Raw genomic sequence first — 17,429 nt, forward strand, 5'->3', positions numbered from 1 at the left:
CGAAGGAAGCATCTCTACCGCTTCGTTGCATTAAGTGAGTGCGCTTGCGCGGTAGAGATGCTTCCTTCGTCAGCATGACGTTTTGATTGACCACGTTACACATGTACGAATTTCCTTTTTACAGCCAGCCGCTTGGCGAAACCTCTTTTCTAGTAACGGGCGGGGCCGGCTTCATCGGCTCCAACCTAGTGGAGTACCTGCTGAAGCACGGCGCCCAAAAGGTGCGGGTGCTGGACAACTTCTCCAACGGCTTCCGCAAAAACCTGCGTCTGTTTGAGGGCAACCCGGCGCTGGAAGTGCTGGAGGGCGATATCCGCGACCGCGAAGCCTGCGCCCGCGCCTGCCAGGGCATCGACGTGGTGCTGCACCAAGCGGCCCTAGGGTCGGTGCCGCGCTCCATCCACGACCCCGTCACGACCGACGAGGTGAACGTGGGTGGCTTCGTAAAAATGCTGTTTGCGGCCAAAGAGGCGGGTATCAGGCGCTTCGTGTACGCGGCCAGCAGCAGCACCTACGGCGACCACCCTGGCCTGCCTAAGGTGGAAGACCGCATCGGCAAGCCGCTCTCGCCCTACGCCGTCACCAAGTACGCCAACGAGCTGTATGCCGACGTATTTGCGCGCACCTACGGCATGGAGATTATTGGCCTGCGCTACTTCAACATCTTCGGCCCCCGGCAAGACCCCGGCGGCGCCTACGCGGCCGTGATTCCGCTTTTCATCGACGCGCTGCTCAAAAACGAGCCGCCCACGCTCAACGGCGACGGCGGCCAAACCCGCGACTTCACCTTCGTGGAGAACGCTGTGCAAGCTAACATCCGCGCCGCCCTCACCGACAACCCTGAAGCCGTCAACCAAGTCTACAACATCGCGGTGGGCGACCGTACCTCGCTGGTGCAGCTATACGACATCCTGCGCGAGGAAGCTAGTTCGACCCTAGCCCCTAAGTTTGGCCCTAACCGCGCCGGTGACATCCGCGACTCGCTGGCCGACATCTCGAAGGCGGAAACGCGGCTGGGGTACGCTCCGCAGGTGCGCATTCGCGAGGGCCTCAAGCAGACCCTTAGCTGGTTTAAAGCCAACCAGGAGTTTATCAAAGAACGCAATTAGCCCACAAGGTTTCGCGAAGTCTTTTAGCAAGAAAGCAGCACTTAAAAAACCTTGCGCACCCTCTTTTAATCTCGTAAAACCTTGCGCTCATGAAAGGTATTATTCTGGCCGGCGGCTCCGGCACCCGTCTGCACCCACTCACGCTGGCCGTTAGCAAGCAGCTGATGCCCGTGTACGATAAGCCCATGATTTACTATCCGTTATCTATTTTGATGATGGCGGGTATCCGGGAAATCCTTATCATCACCACGCCCCACGACCAGGCCCAGTTTCGGAAATTGCTCGGCGACGGCCAGCCCCTAGGGTGCCGCTTTGAGTACGTGGTGCAGGAGGTGCCCAATGGCCTGGCGCAAGCCTTCGTGCTGGGCGCCGACTTTATCGGGCAGGATAAGGTGGCGCTGGTGCTCGGCGACAATATCTTCCACGGCGAGGGCCTGGAGGAGTTGCTGAAAGCTAACCACGACCCCGACGGCGGCGTCGTGTACGCCTACCACGTGCACGACCCCGAGCGCTACGGTGTGGTGGAGTTTGATGCTAATAACGTGGCCCTCAGTATTGAGGAGAAGCCCGCGCAGCCCAAAAGTAACTACGCCGTGCCGGGCCTCTACTTCTACGACAACGAGGTGGTGGCCATTGCCAAAAGCCTGCAGCCCAGCCCTAGGGGCGAGTACGAGATTACCGACGTGAACCGCGAGTACCTGCGCCGCGGCAAGCTAAAAGTGGGCATCCTGGGCCGCGGCACCGCCTGGCTCGACACAGGCACCTTCGAAAGCCTGATGCAGGCCGGCGAGTTCGTGCGGGTGCTGGAGCAGCGCCAGGGGCTGAAGGTGGGCTCCATTGAAGAAATTGCATTTCGCCAAGGTTTCGTTGACGCAGACCAGCTCCGCAAAATTGCCGAGCCCTTACGCAAGAGCGGCTACGGCGACTACTTGCTGAAGTTGCCCGAGCAATTGGTGCTGGGTGTTTAAGTCGAATGTGAAAACGTGGAAGATGTAGGAATGTAAAAATGAGATTTCAGTAGCCACTTAGCTTTAAATTCAGTTTTTACATTCCTACATCTCCCACATTTTCACTTTAAAAAGCTATTGATTAAGTGTCAGCCGAAAGGTCGTGCCTTTGCCTTGCTCGCTCCACTTCACGAAGAGGCGGCCTTCATGGTAGTTTTCGATAATGCGGCGGGCTAGTGCCAGGCCTAGGCCCCAGCCGCGCTTTTTGGTAGTGTAGCCGGGCAAAAACACGCTTTCGAGCTTGTTTTTGGGGATGCCCTTGCCCGTGTCAGTGATGTCGATGGCTACCTGGGGGCGGGGCGGGCGGCGCGTCCACCAGCGCCGGGCGGGGCGCACCCGCCGCAGGTGCAGTGTAATGCTGCCGCGCCCATCCATCGCGTCCACCGCGTTTTTGCAGATATTTTCCACCACCCAGTCAAACAGTGGTACGTTAAGGCAGGCAGGCGTGTCGAGCGGCAAATCAGTTTCGATGCTGAATTTCACCTTGCGCGATACCCGACTTTCGAGGTAAGCAATGGCGTTGCGGGTGGTGTGGTACAGGTTTTCGGGCTTAAGCACCGGTACCGAGCCAATATTGCTGAAGCGCTCGGTGATAATCTTAAAGCGCTGAATATCTTTGCTTAGCTCCTCTACTATCGGCTCGCCCCGAAAGCGCTCGCTCTCGCTCAGGTAGTTCTGCCAGCCCACCAGGCTGCTGAGCGGCGTGCCCAGCTGGTGGGCTGTTTCCTTGGCCAGGCCCACCCACACGCGGTTTTGCTCGGCCCGCCGCGAAAAGCTGAACGACAGATAGGCCAGCACCGCCAGCGAGCCAATGACGCCGAGCTGCACCAGCGGAAACGTGCGCAGCTGCCGCAGCAGGCGCGAATCCTGATAAAAAACGTAATTGCGCGTGTTGCCCGGCAGCTCAATTACAATGGGCGGGTGGCGCCGCTGCATGTCGGCCAGCACCTCATACATGCGGCGCACTGAGTCGGCTTCTGAGAGGTGCCCTAAGTCCAGGTTTTTAGTAGCATTGATGTTTTCGCCGTCCGTCAGAATAACCGGAATAGTGGTATTGGCATCAATAATCTGCTCCTGCAGAAAAGGTATGCTAGAGGTTTCCTCGGTACTGATGAGATAGCGTAACGTTCTGGCGTACAAATCAATCTGGTGCTGCTCGCGCTCCGACAGCCGCTTTACTAACACATTGGTATACACTACCGTAGCGGCGGCAATGAGCAAAGCCAGCAGCAGCACCACGAGTTTCACGCGCGACTTCTGGTCGTAAAAAGGGAGCAGCATAACAAAACAAAGGTGGCAGCTAACGTACACATAGCCAGCCGGCCCATTCAACGAGGCAGGAGCTAGCTTAGTGCCGAAATTGAATTTTTCGAACCCAGGCCCTCGGCCAACTGTTTAAAAAAGCTTGGTTACCCCTTAATTTTGTAGGCCGCCCGCCAGGCAGTCCGTACTATGTCGCACCCTTTTAAGGCCGTCAGCCTGTCATTCAAGCAAGCCCCGCTCGCCATCCGCGAGCTACTGGCGCTGGATGAGGCGGCCTGTCGCCGGTTTATCCAGCGCCTCCGCACCGAGCTGCACCTCACCGACCTGCTGGTACTGAGCACCTGCAACCGAACGGAGGTGTACTACGCCCACGAAGCCGACCAGTCGTTTGCCATTATTAAGGCCCTAGGCGAGTTGAAAGAGCGCGCCGATGCGGCCAGCTTCGCCCCTTATTTCGACCGCTACCTCGACGCCGAGCCCGCGGCGCACCACCTCTACGAAGTAGCCCTAGGGCTTGACGCGCAGGTGGTGGGCGATATGCAGATTATCAACCAGGTAAAGAATGCCTACCAGTGGACGGCCGATGCCGACGCGGCTGGGCCGTTTCTGCACCGCCTGCTGCACACCATCTTCTTCACCAACAAGCGGGTGCAGCAGGAAACGAGCTTCCGCGACGGCGCAGCCTCGATGAGCTACGCCGCCCTGGAGCTGGTAGAGGAACTGACGGCCGACGTGGCCAGCCCCCGCGTACTGGTAGTGGGCCTGGGCGAAATTGGCTCCGACGTGTGTCGGCACCTGGCCGAGAGCCGCGCCTTTAGCAGCGTTACGCTGTGCAACCGCACCCGCAGCCGCGCCGAGCAGCTGGCCGCCGAGTTTGCGCCCGGCCAGCTGCGCATCGTCAATTTTGAGGACTTGACCAGCGCCCTGCGCGAGGCCGACGTGGTTATCTCGTCCATCAATCGCGAGACGCCTTTCTTCACCCGCGAGCTGGTAGCGCACCTCGACGTGCTGAGCTACAAGTTCTTCATTGACCTGGCCGTGCCGCGTTCGGTAGCGGCCGACGTGGAGCAGGTGCCCGGCGTGCTGGTATATAACGTGGACGCCATCGAGAGCAAGGCCTCGGCGGCCCTGGAACAGCGCCTGGCCGCCGTGCCGCACGTGCGCGCCCTGATGGAAGAAAGCTTAGCCGACTTTGCCACCTGGAGCCGCGAAATGCTGGTGTCGCCCCTGATTCAGCGCATGAAGGCGGGGCTCGAAAGCCTGCGCCAGCAGGAGTTGGAGCGCTTCCAGAAAAAGGCGACCCCGGCCGAAGCCAAGCTGCTCGACGAAGCCACTCGCGCCTTGATGCAGAAGGTGCTAAAGCAGCACGTGCTGCAGCTTAAAGCCGCCTGCCGCCGTGAAGAAGCTGAGCAGCTGCTGCCCCTGCTGACGGACTTGTTTGACGTAGAGCGCCAGCAGGAGCCCGCTTAGCCCTGGCCCTAGGGGCCTCATCCCTTATTGCCGTGGGGTACTGATAATGGAACTACTAGATAAGCTAGCCCTAGGCTAGCTTTTTTTGCTGGAAGCTATCTTGGCTAATTAGGCTAATTAGCTGAGCGCAGGTCCGCGTTCTTTTACTAAGGTCTTTTGGCGCCTGCGCAATAACGCGCCATTTAGTTCAATTGCCGAGCTTACTTAATCCTGCGCAAAGGGTTGCTGTTTGGTAGATTATTCCAGGCCGGCCATGTCATCCAATAACGGGACAAGCGATGATTGTTGTGCTAAGATATATTGGATGCTCTTTGATTATATCAAATAAGTACAAAAGCAAAGGGCCGCTGCTACGACGGCCCTTTGCTTGGTGGCAGTTAGCAACGCATTGCCACGCCAAATAAAAAACTAAAAAGGTTAGTGTTTACTACAGGCGTCCGGAGTAGTCTTCTAACGTATCGATAATTTTCATCAGTTGCGGCACGGCAAGGGAATAATAAATTTTGGTGCCCACCTTGCTCGACTTCAGGATGCCCCGGTCCTTTAGGGTTATAAGGTGCTGAGAAGCAATGGCTTGTGGAATATCCAGCGCCTGATAAATCTCAGTTACCGACATTTGCTGTTCCTTGCCCCCTTTCGTTTTACCCAGCAAATCGACGATGGCGAGGCGTTTTGGGTGCGAGAGTACCTTGAGCATGGCGGCGGCGCGGTCGAGCTGCTCGGTTTCGACGCGGGAATGAAGCGGTTTCATAAGGTAAGCGTAAAGGGTAAGGGTAGAAGGGAAAGAAGAGTGGGTACAGTTGACCTTAAATAGGTAATTGTGGCTGAAAAATACTGCTAATTAATTGTTTCTGGTAACAAATAACTGTATAAACATGAATTTGCTATCTAAAATCATTGTATTAGATAAATGCAATTCAGGGTAAATTTATAGATTGGCTAGCTGCCTGATTACTCAGTTGCCTATTTACTCGCTGCTAGTTCAACTGAATTAAACTTGGCATTTGGGTAAGATATTTTTGTAGTCTGTGCGCAAGCCGCGCTTTTTACCGTAGAACGCCAGAACCAAGGCCTGGTATAAGTGACCTTCGGGCGTTTAGCTTTCAGTGTTAGGAGTATGGATATTCCCCCTTTTTTGCACCGCGAACTGTTCGGCAATGAGCTGCTTGATTATATAATAGCCGCGCTTATTTTGGGGGTCGGAGTAGGGCTTAACCGGCTGCTTTCCCGGTTGACGAGCACCATCCTCTTCCGCATTACGAAACGCTATACGGCGGGGGTAACGGAGCAGGAGCTGCACGACTTGCTGATTCAGCCGCTGGGCACCTTGCTATACCTAGTAACCGTTTACCTGGCATTCGGAGTATTGCGCTACCCGCTGCCGCCCACGGCCATAAGGGGCGTGGAGCCGTGGCCTAAGGTGCTGCTGCTTAATCTGTTTCACCTGGGTATTATTGCCACGCTGGTGTGGGTGGTGGTGCGCCTGATAGATTTTATGCTGCTGGTGGTGAAGCGCCGGGGCGACCTTACGGCCACAGTCGGCGCGCGGCGGCTCGACAATCAGTTCCTACCCTTCGCCCGCGACTTGCTGAAAGTATTCGTTGTGGTGATTGGATTGCTGATTGCCCTAGGGCAGGTATTTGGGGTGAACGTGACGGCCCTGGTGGGGGGGCTGGGCATTGGGGGGCTAGCGGTAGCTTTTGCTGCCAAAGAGAGCTTGGAAAACTTGCTGGCGTCGTTTACCATTTTTCTAGACCAGCCTTTTGGGGTCGGCGACTTGGTGACAGCCGGCAGCGTAAGCGGCACAGTGGAGAAAATTGGCTTTCGCAGCACCCGCCTGCGCACGGCCGAAAAAAGCTACCTAACGGTGCCGAACAAGAGCATGATTGACAAGCCCTTGGATAACCTGAGCTTGCGCACCGCGCGCCGGGTGGGCTTCACCCTGATATTTGACCAAAAAACTACCAGCGACCAGCTGCAGGCCATCATTGAGGAGTCGGTAGCAGCTATTCAGGAACACCCGCTGGTGACGCAGGACGTGCAAATGAAATTTAATGCCATCTCCTTGAGTGGCAAGGAGGTAACGGTGCAGTATTTTGTAGAAACTACCAGCTACGACGAGTACTTGGACGTGAAAGAGCGATTGAACTACTGCCTAATACAGGCTGCCGAGCACCACGGCGGCGCCTTCGCCAGCACCAGCACGCCCCTAACCGTGCAGGTAGGCACGGCCGATGCTAGCTGAGCTAGCGGGTACTTTTACGGTGCGGCGCCGGCCTAGGGCCTAGGTGAAGCCAAGTCCGGTCCCTGGGGCCGCGTCAGGCTACTAAGGCCTCCGGCTGGCACTGCAAAAACCTGCGCTACTGCGCATTATTACGCAAGTAAGATGTCTGAAAATCTATGGCTTACGGCTGGTTTGCCCAAGGCCGAGCGCTACGCTGAACTGTACCCACAGGTAGCGGCCCTCACGGCGCCCGAGCCTGACCTGACGGCTAACCTGGCCAACGTAGCGGCGGCGCTACGGCAGGCGTTCGGGTTCTTTTGGGTGGGTTTTTATGTGGTGAAAGGGGAGGATCTGGTCCTAGGGCCATTTCAGGGCCCTATTGCCTGCACGCGCATCGGGCACGGGCGCGGGGTGTGCGGCACCAGTTGGGCCGAGGCGCGCACGGTGCTGGTACCCGATGTGGAGGCCTTTCCAGGCCACATTGCCTGCAGCTCGGCTTCCAAATCAGAAATAGTGGTGCCGGTGCTGAAGGAGGGGCGGGTATTAGCGGTGCTCGATGTGGACAGCGACCAGCTAAACGATTTTGACGCGGCCGACCAGGCGGGGCTGGAAAAGCTGATGCAGCTGGCAGTCGCCTGGTTTTAAATTAGTAAGCCTATGAAAAGCAACTGGTTGTGGCTATTGGCGGGCGCCCTAACGGCCTGCGGAGGGCGCGGGCAGCTCGTGGCCGATGGCGTAGCCCTGCACCACCAGCACGATGCCGCCGTGGCGCGGGAGGCGCGGCTGCTGCAAGCCGGCGAACTGAAGCTAACCGCCGGCCAGGCGGGCGCGGCCCCCACACTGCTAAGCCTGGCCCTGACCGTGCCTCGCGACCAGCCCACCCGGCCCGACAGCCTGCACCAGCGCGTGCGCCGTTTGGCGCAGCTAGTGGCGGCCGACCTGGCTGAGCCAGGCAAGTATCAGGTAATCAGTGTGCAGGTGACAGGGCGCACTGGCTATTTCGACCGGGAGGCGACTTCACAAGCCTTTCTATATCCGCTTACCAGCCTGCGCCAGCCCTAGGGCCGGCCGGCACATCCTTTGCCAATACCTCTATGGAACCAATTGCTGATGCCACCGCCGCCACCACAGAGCCGCTGGTGATAATGGGCGCGGGGCTGGTGGGCTCGCTGCTGTCGCTGTACCTGGTGCGGCGCGGGCACCCGGTGCACCTCTACGAGCGCCTAGCCGACCCGCGCCGCGCGGGGCTGCTGGAAGGGCGCAGCATCAACCTGGCCTTGAGCGACCGGGGCTGGCGCGGCCTGGCTGGCGTGGGCGTGACGGACGACATCCAGAAAGTAGGCATTCCGATGTACCGGCGCGTGATGCACGACCAGCAGGGGCAACTCACGCAGCAGCCGTATGGGCAGGAGGGGCAAGCCATTTTCTCGGTGAGCCGCGACAGCCTCAACCGCACCTTGCTCGACCTGGTAGAGGCCAAGCCGGAAGCGCAAATTACCTTCGGCCAGAAGCTGACGCAGCTCGACCTACCCGGCCGGCGCCTGCACCTGCGCGATGTGGCCAGCGGCCAGGAGTACGACGTGGGCTACCAGCGCCTGTTTGGCGTAGACGGGGCCTTTTCGGCGGTGCGCGGGGCCATGCAGCGGCTCGATAGGGCCGATTATTCGCAGCAATACTTGGAATACGGCTACAAGGAACTGACCATCGTGGCGGGGCCAGGCGGCGCGTGGCAGCTCGAAAAGAATGCGCTGCACATCTGGCCTAGGGGCAACTACCTGATGATAGCCCTACCCAACCTCGATGGCTCGTTTAACGCTACGCTGTTCTTTCCCTACGAAGGGCCGCTCTCGTTCGAGAGCCTGCGCACGCCCGACGAGGTAGAGCATTTCTTCGCCGACGTGTTTCCCGACGCCGCGCCGCTCATGCCGAACCTCGACACCGAGTTCTTTGCGCACCCCACGGGCTCGCTCGTCACCATCCGCTGCTGGCCCTGGAGCTACCAGGACACGGTGCTGCTGCTCGGCGACGCGGCCCACGCCATCGTGCCCTTCTACGGGCAGGGCATGAACGCGGGCTTCGAGGACTGCACCGTGCTCGACCGCCTGCTGAATGAGATTGGCGAAACCGACTGGACGCGGGTGATGGACGAGTTTGAGCGCCTGCGCAAGCCCAACACCGACGCCATGGCCGAACTGGCCCTCTACAACTTCGTGGAGATGCGCGACCGCGTGGCCGACCCGCGCTTTCTGCTGCAAAAGCGCATTGAAAGCAAAATTGCCGCGCAGTACCCCGGCCGCTGGGTGCCGCTGTACTCGCGCGTCACCTTCTCGCCCGACACGCCCTACGCCGAGGCCTGGGCCGCTGGCCAGCGCCAGGAAGCCATCATGGCCCAACTGATGCCGCACATTCAGGCCGAGGCCGACTATGAGAAGCCCGAAGTGCAAGCGCTTGTGAAGGAACAGCTAGCCGAGGGCGACGCGCAGTAGTGCGCCTGGCTAGCGGGTTGCCGGCTTGCTGCCGCCTAGGGGTGCCGCTGCGCCATAGGCTGGGTAGCGCTGCTAGGCGTAGCAGCCTGCGGCCTGCAGGCATTAGGTGACGACCGCAATTTTGCCTCCGGCTTGGTTGCTTTCCATTAACTGGTGGGCGGCTACAATCTCGGTAAGCGAAAAGGCAGCGCCAATAACGAGCTGTACCTGGCCCGCCGCTACTGAGTCGATAAAGGCCTAGAGCGCGGCGGTAGAAGCCTTTACCTGGCCGCTGTTGTAGATAGTAAGGCCCACCGTGGCCGGAATAAAATCCATGGGAGCAAAGTCGGGGATGGACTAGCTTTCGGAGAGTATGCCGGTCATGCAACCCAGGCCGCCGGGCTTGAGGCAAGCCAGCGTGTCGCGCAGCGTAGTGGTGCCAACCAGTTTCAGCGCGCGGTCAAGCCCTTGCGGAAACAGCGCTCCTACTTGGTCGCGCAAGTAGCCATCGTCAAGCAGAGTGTGAGTGGCCCCATTGGTCGTGAGCAAGCTGGTTTTGGCGGCGCTGCGGGTGATAGCCAGCACCGTGAGGCCGGCCTGGCTGGCCAGCTGCGCTGCCAGCAGGCCAATCGAGGAAGTGCCACTCCGAATGAGCAGCGTCTGGCCCGGCTGAATTTGCAGGGCCAGGTGCAGCGAGCCGTATACCGCTGTTTCAACGCCTGCACACCCGCCTAGAAGGCACGGGCGTGGGCTTGTACATAGTCAAAGTGCATAGTTGAACCGGAGGCGTTATTCTGGCACAGAGCCGAGAAGGAGTTGGAAACACCTTTGCGGTGGAGCTGCCATTTTTCCTAGTTGCTTCCTAGGGCACCATTTTAGTAGCTGGGACACTATAGCCCACTTAGTACTTTGGCCGGGAGAAAAACAAAAGCCCCGTTTGCAAGCTGCAAACGGGGCTTTTCGTGGCAACAGTTGGAATCGAACCAACGACACCAGCATTTTCAGTGCTGTGCTCTACCAACTGAGCTATGTTGCCGAGGTTTCCTAGGCCCCCGGTTGGCGGCTTGGGAGCGCAAAGGTACTAAAAAGGTGGATTTAGACAAGGCTTTCGCCGGAAAAAAATCTGAGCCGGCCGCAGCCACCAGGTAAGGTATTCGTCATGCCTACTATCTTGCAGCTCTATCCCACCCTCGTAGCCTACCTTTACGCGATGCTGCAACCCATCCTTTTTGCCCTTTTGCTGCTGGCCGCGTTCGGCCTGTTTGCCTGGCAGGTTCGGAAAATTCGGGCCAATATTCTGGTCGGGCGCGCTCGCGACATGAGCGGCCACCCGGCCGAGCGCCTCCGCAAAATGCTGCTCGTTGCCTTTGGACAGCAGAAAATGTTCAAGCGCCTAACGCCCGCGTTTCTGCACCTAGTGGTGTACGTGGGCTTTCTGGTTATCAATATCGAGGTGGCCGAAATTATTATCGACGGGTTGTTTGGCACGCACCGAGTACTAGGCATCCTAGGGCCGGTGTATGACGGCCTGATGGCCGTGAACGAGGTGCTGGCAGCGCTAGTCATTATCGCGGTAGCGGCCTTCTGGTGGCGGCGCAACCACCAGCCGCCAGTGCGCCGCTTCACGGGCATCGAGCTGCGCGCCTGGCCCAAGCTCGATGCCAACATCATCCTCTACATCGAGGTGGCGCTGATGGTGGCGCTGTTCTTCATGAACTCGGCCGATTTGCGCCTGCATGAGCTGGAAGGCAAAACCCTGCCGGGTGCGTTCCCGATTAGCCACTTCCTAAGCCAACTGCTGCCCACCTCGGTGGGAGTGGCTGGGCTGCACGTGCTGGAGCGCACCGGCTGGTGGCTGCACATCACGGGCATCTTGCTGTTTCTAAACTACTTGCCCAGCTCCAAGCATTTCCACATCATCCTGGCGTTCCCCAACGTGTGGTTTTCGCGGCTGGTGCCCCAGGGGCAGTTTTCCAACGTGGAGAGCATCACTCACGAGGTGAAAGCCATGCTGGACCCCAGCTACGAGGTGCCCGCCGCGCCCCTAGGCCCCGATGGCTCGGCGCTGGCGCCCACGCCGTTTGGGGCCAAAGATGTGGACGACCTGCCCTGGACCAGCCTGATGAGCGCCTATTCCTGCACCGAGTGCGGGCGCTGCACCTCGGTGTGCCCGGCCAACCTCACGGGCAAGCTGCTTTCGCCGCGCAAGATTATCATGGACACCCGCGACCGGGTGGAGGAGAAGTACCACTCGCCCATCATCTTCCACCCCAACTTGTATGGGGAGGAAGCCAAGCACGAGCCTGTCGATGCCGACCAGCCGCTGCTGCGCGGCAAGGTGACGGCCGAGGAGCTGTGGGCCTGCACCACCTGCAACGCCTGCGTGGAGAGCTGCCCCGTCAACATCAATCCCCTGGAAAGTATCATCGAGATGCGCCGCTTTCTGGTGCTGGAAGAGTCAGCCGCCCCTAACTCACTGAACGTCATGTTCTCCAACATCGAGAATAATGGGGCGCCCTGGGCCTTCTCGCCCTCCGACCGCCTCAACTGGGCCGACGAGCTATACGTGGCGGAGCGGGCGTAACTTGTTAAAAATTCATCCCTATGCAAGCGGAGGAACAAATTTTAGAACTGCTAACCGAGGTGCTGCGCAAGCAAGACCAGATGCAGGGGCAGCTGGGAAATCTAGACAGCCGGCTGGGTGACCTAGACGGCCGGATGGGTAGCCTGGACGGCCGGCTGAGTGGCCTAGAAAATAAAGTGGAGCTTCTTGGTGAAGAAGTTCAGCTTACGAACGAGCGGTTGAACGTAGTTATTCAAACGCAACAGGCGCACCAGCAAATCCTGCGGACACTGGCTAGCGAGCAGCAGCGCCAAGGCCAGCGCCAGGATGATATGCAGGAAGCTATTGAATCGGTGGCTCGGATGCAGCGTAACCAGAACCGTCGCCTCGACCGCCTAGAGCACCCCGGCGACTTTTCTTAGGCAACTTTTACTATGTCTTCTGTTATCACTACCCCTACTACCCCCACCAAGCGCCAGCTGACGGTGCCCACTGTGGCCGACCTGGCGGCCCAGGGTAAAGTGCCCGAAATCCTGTTTTGGGTGGGCTGCGCTGGGGCTTTCGACGACCGCTACAAGCGCGTGACGCGCGCCTTTGCCCGCATTTTGGAGCACACGGGCACCGACTACGCGGTGCTGGGCCTGGAAGAAACCTGCACTGGCGACCCCGCCAAGCGCGCTGGCAACGAGTTCCTGTTTCAGCTGCAAGCCATGCAGAATATCACGACACTGAATGGCTACGGCATCAAGAAAATCGTGACGGCCTGCCCGCACTGCTTCAACACCATTAAGAACGAGTACCCGGCCCTAGGGGGTGAGTACGAGGTAATTCACCACAGCCAGTTTTTGCAGCAGCTCATCAACGACGGCAAGGTGGGCGTGCAGGGTGGCGAGAGCTTTAAGGGTCGCCGCATCACCTTCCACGACAGCTGCTACCTGGGCCGCGCCAACGATATCTACGAGGCCCCGCGTGAGGTGCTGGCGGCCTTAGATGCCGACTTGGTGGAGATGAAGCGCAGCCGCGCTAACGGCCTATGCTGCGGCGCGGGCGGCGCCCAGATGTGGAAGGAGCCCGAACCTGGCAAGAAGGACATCAACATCGAGCGCACCGAGGAGGCCCTGGCCACCCTAGGCGGCCAGGCCGCGGCGCTGGACAACCTGCGCGGCGTGGAAACCGAGCGCACGGCCCCCAGCCAGCACAGCCTGCAGGGCAGTATTATTGCCGTGAGCTGCCCCTTCTGCATGACCATGATGAGCGACGGCGTAAAAAATAAGGAGCAGGAAGGTGCCGTGCAGGTGTTCGACCTGGCCGAGCTGATTGCCAGCGCCGAGGGCATCAACGCTTAATCGCAGATTTAACGGATTAAACGGATTGCGCGGATACGCCACCTGCGGTGGCTGACTACGCGGCTGATAACTGCGCAGGCGGTGCGAGCGGCTTAACTAGCCTGCTATTCCGGTTCTTACCTTTGAGCGTGGTAGAACTGGACAGCGCTAGCCAGCAGCCTTGTAATGCCCGCACCGCTCGCCCTACCCGCGTCGTCAGCCACCGCAGGTGGCGTATCCGCGCAATCCGTTTAATCCGTTAAATCTGCGGTCTTATGTATGTAGCGTTTGATAATCTGCCGCCCCACGCCAGGGTATGGATTTACCAAGCCAGCCGCCCGCTGGGCGAGGACGAGCTAGTGGCGGTGCTGCCGCGCCTGGCCGCCTTTGCCGAGGAGTGGACCAGCCACGGGCGGCAGCTGGCGGCCTCGGCGCAGTTTCTGCACCGGCAGTTTTTGGTGCTGGGGCTCGACGAACAGGTAGCGGGCGCCAGCGGCTGCTCCATTGATGCCTCGGTGCGCTTCGTGCGCGAACTGGAACAAGCCCTAGGGGTCGAGTTGTTGGAGAAGTCGCGCATGGCCTTTTTGTGCGCGGGCGAGTTGCGGCTGCTCAGCCGGCGCGAGCTGCGGGCGGCCATCGCGGCCGGCGACATCACGCCCGCCACGCCCTACTTCAACAACACGCTGGCGACGAAAGCCGAGCTAAGTGAGCGCTGGCCCGCTCCGGCCGGCGAAACCTGGCTGGCGGGCTTTTTTGCCAGCTAGGCGAGTACTTTGGGGCGCTGGCCTGCGTTACTTAGTTGTATTATTGCCCGTTCTATTTTCCGCTTTCTTTCCGCTGGCCGTATGGCGTTGCTGCGCCCCACTTCGTTGTTCATGAGAAACCTATCTACTATTGGGGCGGCGGCCTGCAGCGTGGCCCTACTCAGCGCCTGCGCGGGCTCGGATAAGCTTAGCAAAGCTGATAAGCGCTACGTGCAGGGGCAATTTGAGCAGGCCATTGAGCTGTACAAGGCTGATGTGGCCAAGAACAAGAATGCTCCCCAGGCCAACTACCGCATTGCGGAGGCCTACCGCTTGTCCAACCGCCTCGACCAAGCCGAGCCCTACTACAAGGCGGCCATCGACGGCAAGGTGCGCAACCCCGACGCCGGCTACCGCTACGCCGAGGCGCTGCGGGCCGCGGGCAAGTTCGACGAGGCGGCCGCGCAGTTCAACGCCTACGCCCAAAGCGGCACCAACCGCTCGCTGGCCGACCGCGCCGCGTTCGAAGCCAAGGCCTCGACGGCCAGCAAGGCCCTAGGGGGCAGCGGGGTGCCCGGCTATATCATTACGCCAATTGATGCGCTGAACTCTCCTAGCTCCGACTTCTCGGCCTCGCGCATGCCGGGCAGCGGCGAGTTGGTGTTTGCTTCGGGGCGCGACGGCAAGGCCTACCCTGGCAACGGCGAGGGCTATTTATCGCTGTACGCCCAGAAGTTTGACGACCCGGCGGCCATGACCGGGGGCACTCCGCGCAAGCTCGAGCCGCTCTTCAACAACGTGAAGACGCTGCAAGCCAGCGCCACCTATACCCCCGACGGTAAGACGATGGTGTTTTCGCGCTCGAACGATGGCTCGAAGAAGGGCTACAAGAGCGACGACCTCTGGATTTCATACTACCGCAACGGGGCCTGGACCGAGCCGGTGCTAGCCAATATCAACGACCGCACGGCCGACGATTTTGCGCCGGCCTTTGCGCCCGATGGTACCACGCTCTACTTCGCCTCCAACCGCAAGGGTGGGCAGGGCGGCGCCGATTTGTTTAAGGCGACCCTAGGGCCCAACGGGCGCTTCTCGCCGGCCGAGAACCTGGGCGAAACCGTGAACACGCCCGGCAACGATAGTTTTCCTGGCGTGGCGCCCGATGGCACGCTCTATTTCGCTTCGGACGGGCACCCGGGCCTAGGCAAGCTCGACTTGTTTAAGTACCAGGGCGGGCAGGTGACGAACCTGGGCGCGGGCATCAACTCGGCGGGCGACGACTTTGCGCCCTTCTTCACCGGACCCGATGCGGGAGTTTTCTCCTCGAACCGCGCCGGTGGCAAAGGGTCGGACGACCTCTACGCCTTCAAGAAAAACCCGCGCAAGCTGGTAGCTTTCTACGTGGATGGCACCGTACTGGAGCGCGACGACAAGGCCAACACCACCAAGCCTGTGCCTGGCGAAACCGTGGCTATTACCAGCACCAGCGGCAAGCAGCAGGAGGTGACGGCCGGCCCTGATGGCAAGTTCACGGCTAAGCTCGACTCGGCCCAGGCCTACGCGCTGGTGAGCGACCGGCCGGGCGACTTCACGGCCCGCGCCCGCCTCAGCACCGAGGGGCGCTACCCCAGCCCCGACCAGCTAACGCAGCCCCAAACCGACATCCGCATTCCGGTGACGCTAACGCTGGTGAAAATTGTGGTCAACAAGGCCATCGAGGTCAAGGATATTTTCTACGACTACGACAAGTCTAACATCCGGCCCGATGCGGCCGTGCGCCTCGATACGCTGGTGCAAACCCTGCAGGACAATCCCAAAATCAACATTGAGCTTAGCTCGCACACCGACCAGCGCGGCAACGACGCTTACAACCAGAAGCTGAGCCAGCGGCGCGCCGAAGCGGCCGTGGCCTACATCGTGAGCAAGGGCATCGACAAGAGCCGCATCACGGCCAAGGGCTACGGAGAGTCGCGGCCCATCGTGAAAAACCCCAAGAGCGAGGCCGACTACCAGCGCAACCGCCGCACCGAGTTTAAGGTGACGCGCATCAACGAGTAGCTTGGCAGCAGGCGGCTGCTCTCCTCCCTAGCCCCTATTCTTTAAAAAAGGCTTCCGCACGGCGGAGGCCTTTTTTATTGGCATACGATTTGAAATTACCCTCACGCCAGCAGCTCATTACGCAGTTGCAATGGCCCGCCCCATGCGCCCGTTCTTTACCCTCAAGCTCGTAGTGGCTAGCCTGCTACTGGCCGCTGCTGCGCCCCCCGCCCAGGCCGCCGCGCCCCCCGCCGACCTTACCGTACTGGCTGGCCGCGGGCAGTTGTTTACGCTACTGCTTGACGGGCGCCCCCTCACCAACGGCGCTACCCGGCAGGTGCACGTGGGGTGGCTAGCCCCCGGCCGGCACTGGGCCGATATCCAGGTGTTTTCGCCCTATGGCCCGCCCGTAGGCTTCCGCACCACGGTGTGGCTGCAACCCGGCCTCGACTCGCGCTACGCCCTCACGGCTAGCCCTTACGGACCTGGCTTGCAAGCCCTAGGGGCCGTGGTGGCCGGTGGCTACGCGGGCCGCGGCGGCTACGGCAACCCGTATGGCGGCCCCGGCTACGGCAACCCTGGCTACGGCGGGGCGCCGGGGGGCTATGGCAATGCGCCGTATCCAGCTTATCCGCCAAGCGGTGCCTACCCCGCGCCGCCCGCACCGGGAACTCAGCCGGGCAGCTACGCGCCGTCGGAGCCCTATGGCCCAGCACCAGCCGGGCCTAACGGCGGCTACGGACCCGCGGCACCGGGGGGCTATGGCCAGCCGGCCCCTAGCCCCTACCCAGCGCCGCAAGGCGGCTACCAGGGTCAAGGCGGTTATTCCAAGCAGGGTGGCTATCCCGACCAGGGTGGCTACCCCGATGCTACTACCCCTTCTAATCTGGACCCGCTGCCCGCCGCCGCTCTGCGCGACCTAGCCCAGGAGCTGCGCGAGCAGCCCAGCGACCAGACCCGCCTCGATGTGGCCCGGCAGGCACTGGCGGGCAGCAGCCTGCAGGCCCGCGAGCTAACCGAGCTGCTTCGCGCGCTGGCCACCGAGCCGGCCCGCATCGAGCTGGCCGAGCTAGGCTACACCCATCTGAGCGACCCCGCCAATTTTGGGCAGGTATACGCTGGGTTGCGCCCGGCCAGCGTGGCCCAGGTGCAGCGCGCCCTAGGGTTGCAGCGTAGCTACTAAGTGGCTAGCTAAACAGTTGGCACTTACTGCGACAGCCCCC

At 60.4% G+C, this 17,429-nt stretch carries 17 protein-coding genes and 1 tRNA gene; 13 read left to right on the forward strand and 5 right to left on the reverse strand.

The window, feature by feature from the left end; all coding sequences use genetic code 11:
* Positions 1–101: 101 nt before the first annotated feature.
* A complete protein-coding gene (locus HHL22_RS17610; RefSeq protein WP_169532722.1) occupies positions 102–1,109 on the forward strand; it encodes an SDR family oxidoreductase in 1,008 nt (335 codons plus the stop codon).
* Between the two features lie 89 nt (positions 1,110–1,198).
* Positions 1,199–2,077 carry a glucose-1-phosphate thymidylyltransferase RfbA gene (gene rfbA, locus HHL22_RS17615; RefSeq protein WP_169532723.1) on the forward strand — a complete coding sequence of 293 codons (879 nt, stop codon included), beginning with the start codon at positions 1,199–1,201 and terminating at the stop codon, positions 2,075–2,077.
* Positions 2,078–2,191: 114 nt separating this feature from the next.
* On the opposite strand, the gene HHL22_RS17620 is transcribed toward rfbA, so the two are convergent.
* Complete coding sequence (locus tag HHL22_RS17620; protein WP_169532724.1) at positions 2,192–3,397, reverse strand: sensor histidine kinase; 1,206 nt, start codon at positions 3,395–3,397, stop codon at positions 2,192–2,194.
* Between the two features lie 171 nt (positions 3,398–3,568).
* Between HHL22_RS17620 and hemA the strand changes: the two genes are divergently transcribed.
* On the forward strand, positions 3,569–4,849 hold the full coding sequence (gene hemA / locus HHL22_RS17625) for a glutamyl-tRNA reductase (protein ID WP_169532725.1): 1,281 nt from the start codon (positions 3,569–3,571) through the stop codon (positions 4,847–4,849).
* A 427-nt stretch (positions 4,850–5,276) separates the two neighbouring features.
* Here the strand turns inward: hemA and HHL22_RS17630 are convergent, their stop codons facing one another.
* Positions 5,277–5,600, reverse strand: coding sequence for an ArsR/SmtB family transcription factor (locus HHL22_RS17630; RefSeq protein WP_169532726.1), 324 nt, complete (start codon positions 5,598–5,600; stop codon positions 5,277–5,279).
* Positions 5,601–5,966: 366 nt separating this feature from the next.
* On the opposite strand from HHL22_RS17630, the gene HHL22_RS17635 reads away from it, so the two are divergent.
* The 4 genes from HHL22_RS17635 to HHL22_RS17650 all read left to right on the forward strand — a co-directional run bounded on the left by HHL22_RS17635 (position 5,967) and on the right by HHL22_RS17650 (position 9,559).
* Complete coding sequence (locus tag HHL22_RS17635) at positions 5,967–7,094, forward strand: mechanosensitive ion channel family protein (RefSeq protein WP_169532727.1); 1,128 nt, start codon at positions 5,967–5,969, stop codon at positions 7,092–7,094.
* Between the two features lie 141 nt (positions 7,095–7,235).
* The gene (locus tag HHL22_RS17640; RefSeq protein ID WP_169532728.1) at positions 7,236–7,718 is read left to right on the forward strand and encodes a GAF domain-containing protein; all 483 of its coding nucleotides are present in this window, start codon (positions 7,236–7,238) and stop codon (positions 7,716–7,718) included.
* Positions 7,719–7,730: 12 nt separating this feature from the next.
* Positions 7,731–8,135 carry a hypothetical protein gene (locus HHL22_RS17645; RefSeq protein ID WP_169532729.1) on the forward strand — a complete coding sequence of 135 codons (405 nt, stop codon included), beginning with the start codon at positions 7,731–7,733 and terminating at the stop codon, positions 8,133–8,135.
* Positions 8,136–8,167: 32 nt separating this feature from the next.
* A complete protein-coding gene (locus HHL22_RS17650; protein WP_169532730.1) occupies positions 8,168–9,559 on the forward strand; it encodes an FAD-dependent oxidoreductase in 1,392 nt (463 codons plus the stop codon).
* A gap of 102 nt (positions 9,560–9,661) precedes the next feature.
* Here HHL22_RS17650 and HHL22_RS24505 read toward each other — a convergent pair whose 3' ends face one another.
* The 3 genes from HHL22_RS24505 to HHL22_RS17665 form a co-directional block, all read right to left on the reverse strand.
* The gene (locus HHL22_RS24505; protein ID WP_169533508.1) at positions 9,662–9,790 is read right to left on the reverse strand and encodes a zinc-binding dehydrogenase; all 129 of its coding nucleotides are present in this window, start codon (positions 9,788–9,790) and stop codon (positions 9,662–9,664) included.
* Positions 9,791–9,895: 105 nt separating this feature from the next.
* On the reverse strand, positions 9,896–10,231 hold the full coding sequence (locus HHL22_RS17660) for a zinc-binding dehydrogenase (RefSeq protein WP_169533509.1): 336 nt from the start codon (positions 10,229–10,231) through the stop codon (positions 9,896–9,898).
* Between the two features lie 270 nt (positions 10,232–10,501).
* Positions 10,502–10,574 (reverse strand) — tRNA-Phe (locus tag HHL22_RS17665).
* A gap of 123 nt (positions 10,575–10,697) precedes the next feature.
* On the opposite strand from HHL22_RS17665, the gene HHL22_RS17670 reads away from it, so the two are divergent.
* The 6 genes from HHL22_RS17670 to HHL22_RS24410 all read left to right on the forward strand — a co-directional run bounded on the left by HHL22_RS17670 (position 10,698) and on the right by HHL22_RS24410 (position 17,389).
* Positions 10,698–12,122 (forward strand): 4Fe-4S dicluster domain-containing protein, encoded by a 1,425-nt coding sequence (locus tag HHL22_RS17670; RefSeq protein WP_241738168.1) that lies wholly within the window; start codon positions 10,698–10,700, stop codon positions 12,120–12,122.
* A 20-nt stretch (positions 12,123–12,142) separates the two neighbouring features.
* Entirely contained in the window at positions 12,143–12,523 is a 381-nt protein-coding gene (locus HHL22_RS17675; RefSeq protein WP_169532731.1) for a hypothetical protein, read from the forward strand.
* A 12-nt stretch (positions 12,524–12,535) separates the two neighbouring features.
* Positions 12,536–13,447 carry a (Fe-S)-binding protein gene (locus HHL22_RS17680; protein ID WP_169532732.1) on the forward strand — a complete coding sequence of 304 codons (912 nt, stop codon included), beginning with the start codon at positions 12,536–12,538 and terminating at the stop codon, positions 13,445–13,447.
* Positions 13,448–13,701: 254 nt separating this feature from the next.
* Positions 13,702–14,190: a hypothetical protein gene (locus HHL22_RS17685; protein ID WP_169532733.1), complete on the forward strand. Its 489-nt coding sequence runs from the start codon at positions 13,702–13,704 to the stop codon at positions 14,188–14,190.
* Between the two features lie 111 nt (positions 14,191–14,301).
* Positions 14,302–16,227: an OmpA family protein gene (locus tag HHL22_RS17690; RefSeq protein WP_169532734.1), complete on the forward strand. Its 1,926-nt coding sequence runs from the start codon at positions 14,302–14,304 to the stop codon at positions 16,225–16,227.
* A 142-nt stretch (positions 16,228–16,369) separates the two neighbouring features.
* On the forward strand, positions 16,370–17,389 hold the full coding sequence (locus HHL22_RS24410) for a DUF4476 domain-containing protein (protein WP_169532735.1): 1,020 nt from the start codon (positions 16,370–16,372) through the stop codon (positions 17,387–17,389).
* The last annotated feature ends 40 nt before the right edge of the window (positions 17,390–17,429 follow it).

Source organism: Hymenobacter polaris (assembly GCF_012927305.1).
GTDB lineage: Bacteria > Bacteroidota > Bacteroidia > Cytophagales > Hymenobacteraceae > Hymenobacter > Hymenobacter polaris.

Coding starts and splice junctions, on each gene's coding strand:
- HHL22_RS17675 (WP_169532731.1), top strand. CDS start 12,143: ATGCAAGCGGAGGAACAAATTTTAGAACTGCTAACCGAGGTGCTGCGC.
- rfbA (WP_169532723.1), top strand. CDS start 1,199: ATGAAAGGTATTATTCTGGCCGGCGGCTCCGGCACCCGTCTGCACCCA.
- HHL22_RS17630 (WP_169532726.1), bottom strand. CDS start 5,600: ATGAAACCGCTTCATTCCCGCGTCGAAACCGAGCAGCTCGACCGCGCC.
- HHL22_RS17645 (WP_169532729.1), top strand. CDS start 7,731: ATGAAAAGCAACTGGTTGTGGCTATTGGCGGGCGCCCTAACGGCCTGC.
- HHL22_RS17635 (WP_169532727.1), top strand. CDS start 5,967: ATGGATATTCCCCCTTTTTTGCACCGCGAACTGTTCGGCAATGAGCTG.
- HHL22_RS17685 (WP_169532733.1), top strand. CDS start 13,702: ATGTATGTAGCGTTTGATAATCTGCCGCCCCACGCCAGGGTATGGATT.
- HHL22_RS17640 (WP_169532728.1), top strand. CDS start 7,236: ATGTCTGAAAATCTATGGCTTACGGCTGGTTTGCCCAAGGCCGAGCGC.
- HHL22_RS17680 (WP_169532732.1), top strand. CDS start 12,536: ATGTCTTCTGTTATCACTACCCCTACTACCCCCACCAAGCGCCAGCTG.
- HHL22_RS17690 (WP_169532734.1), top strand. CDS start 14,302: ATGAGAAACCTATCTACTATTGGGGCGGCGGCCTGCAGCGTGGCCCTA.
- HHL22_RS17670 (WP_241738168.1), top strand. CDS start 10,698: ATGCCTACTATCTTGCAGCTCTATCCCACCCTCGTAGCCTACCTTTAC.
- HHL22_RS17620 (WP_169532724.1), bottom strand. CDS start 3,397: ATGCTGCTCCCTTTTTACGACCAGAAGTCGCGCGTGAAACTCGTGGTG.
- HHL22_RS17650 (WP_169532730.1), top strand. CDS start 8,168: ATGGAACCAATTGCTGATGCCACCGCCGCCACCACAGAGCCGCTGGTG.
- HHL22_RS17610 (WP_169532722.1), top strand. CDS start 102: ATGTACGAATTTCCTTTTTACAGCCAGCCGCTTGGCGAAACCTCTTTT.
- hemA (WP_169532725.1), top strand. CDS start 3,569: ATGTCGCACCCTTTTAAGGCCGTCAGCCTGTCATTCAAGCAAGCCCCG.
- HHL22_RS24410 (WP_169532735.1), top strand. CDS start 16,370: ATGCGCCCGTTCTTTACCCTCAAGCTCGTAGTGGCTAGCCTGCTACTG.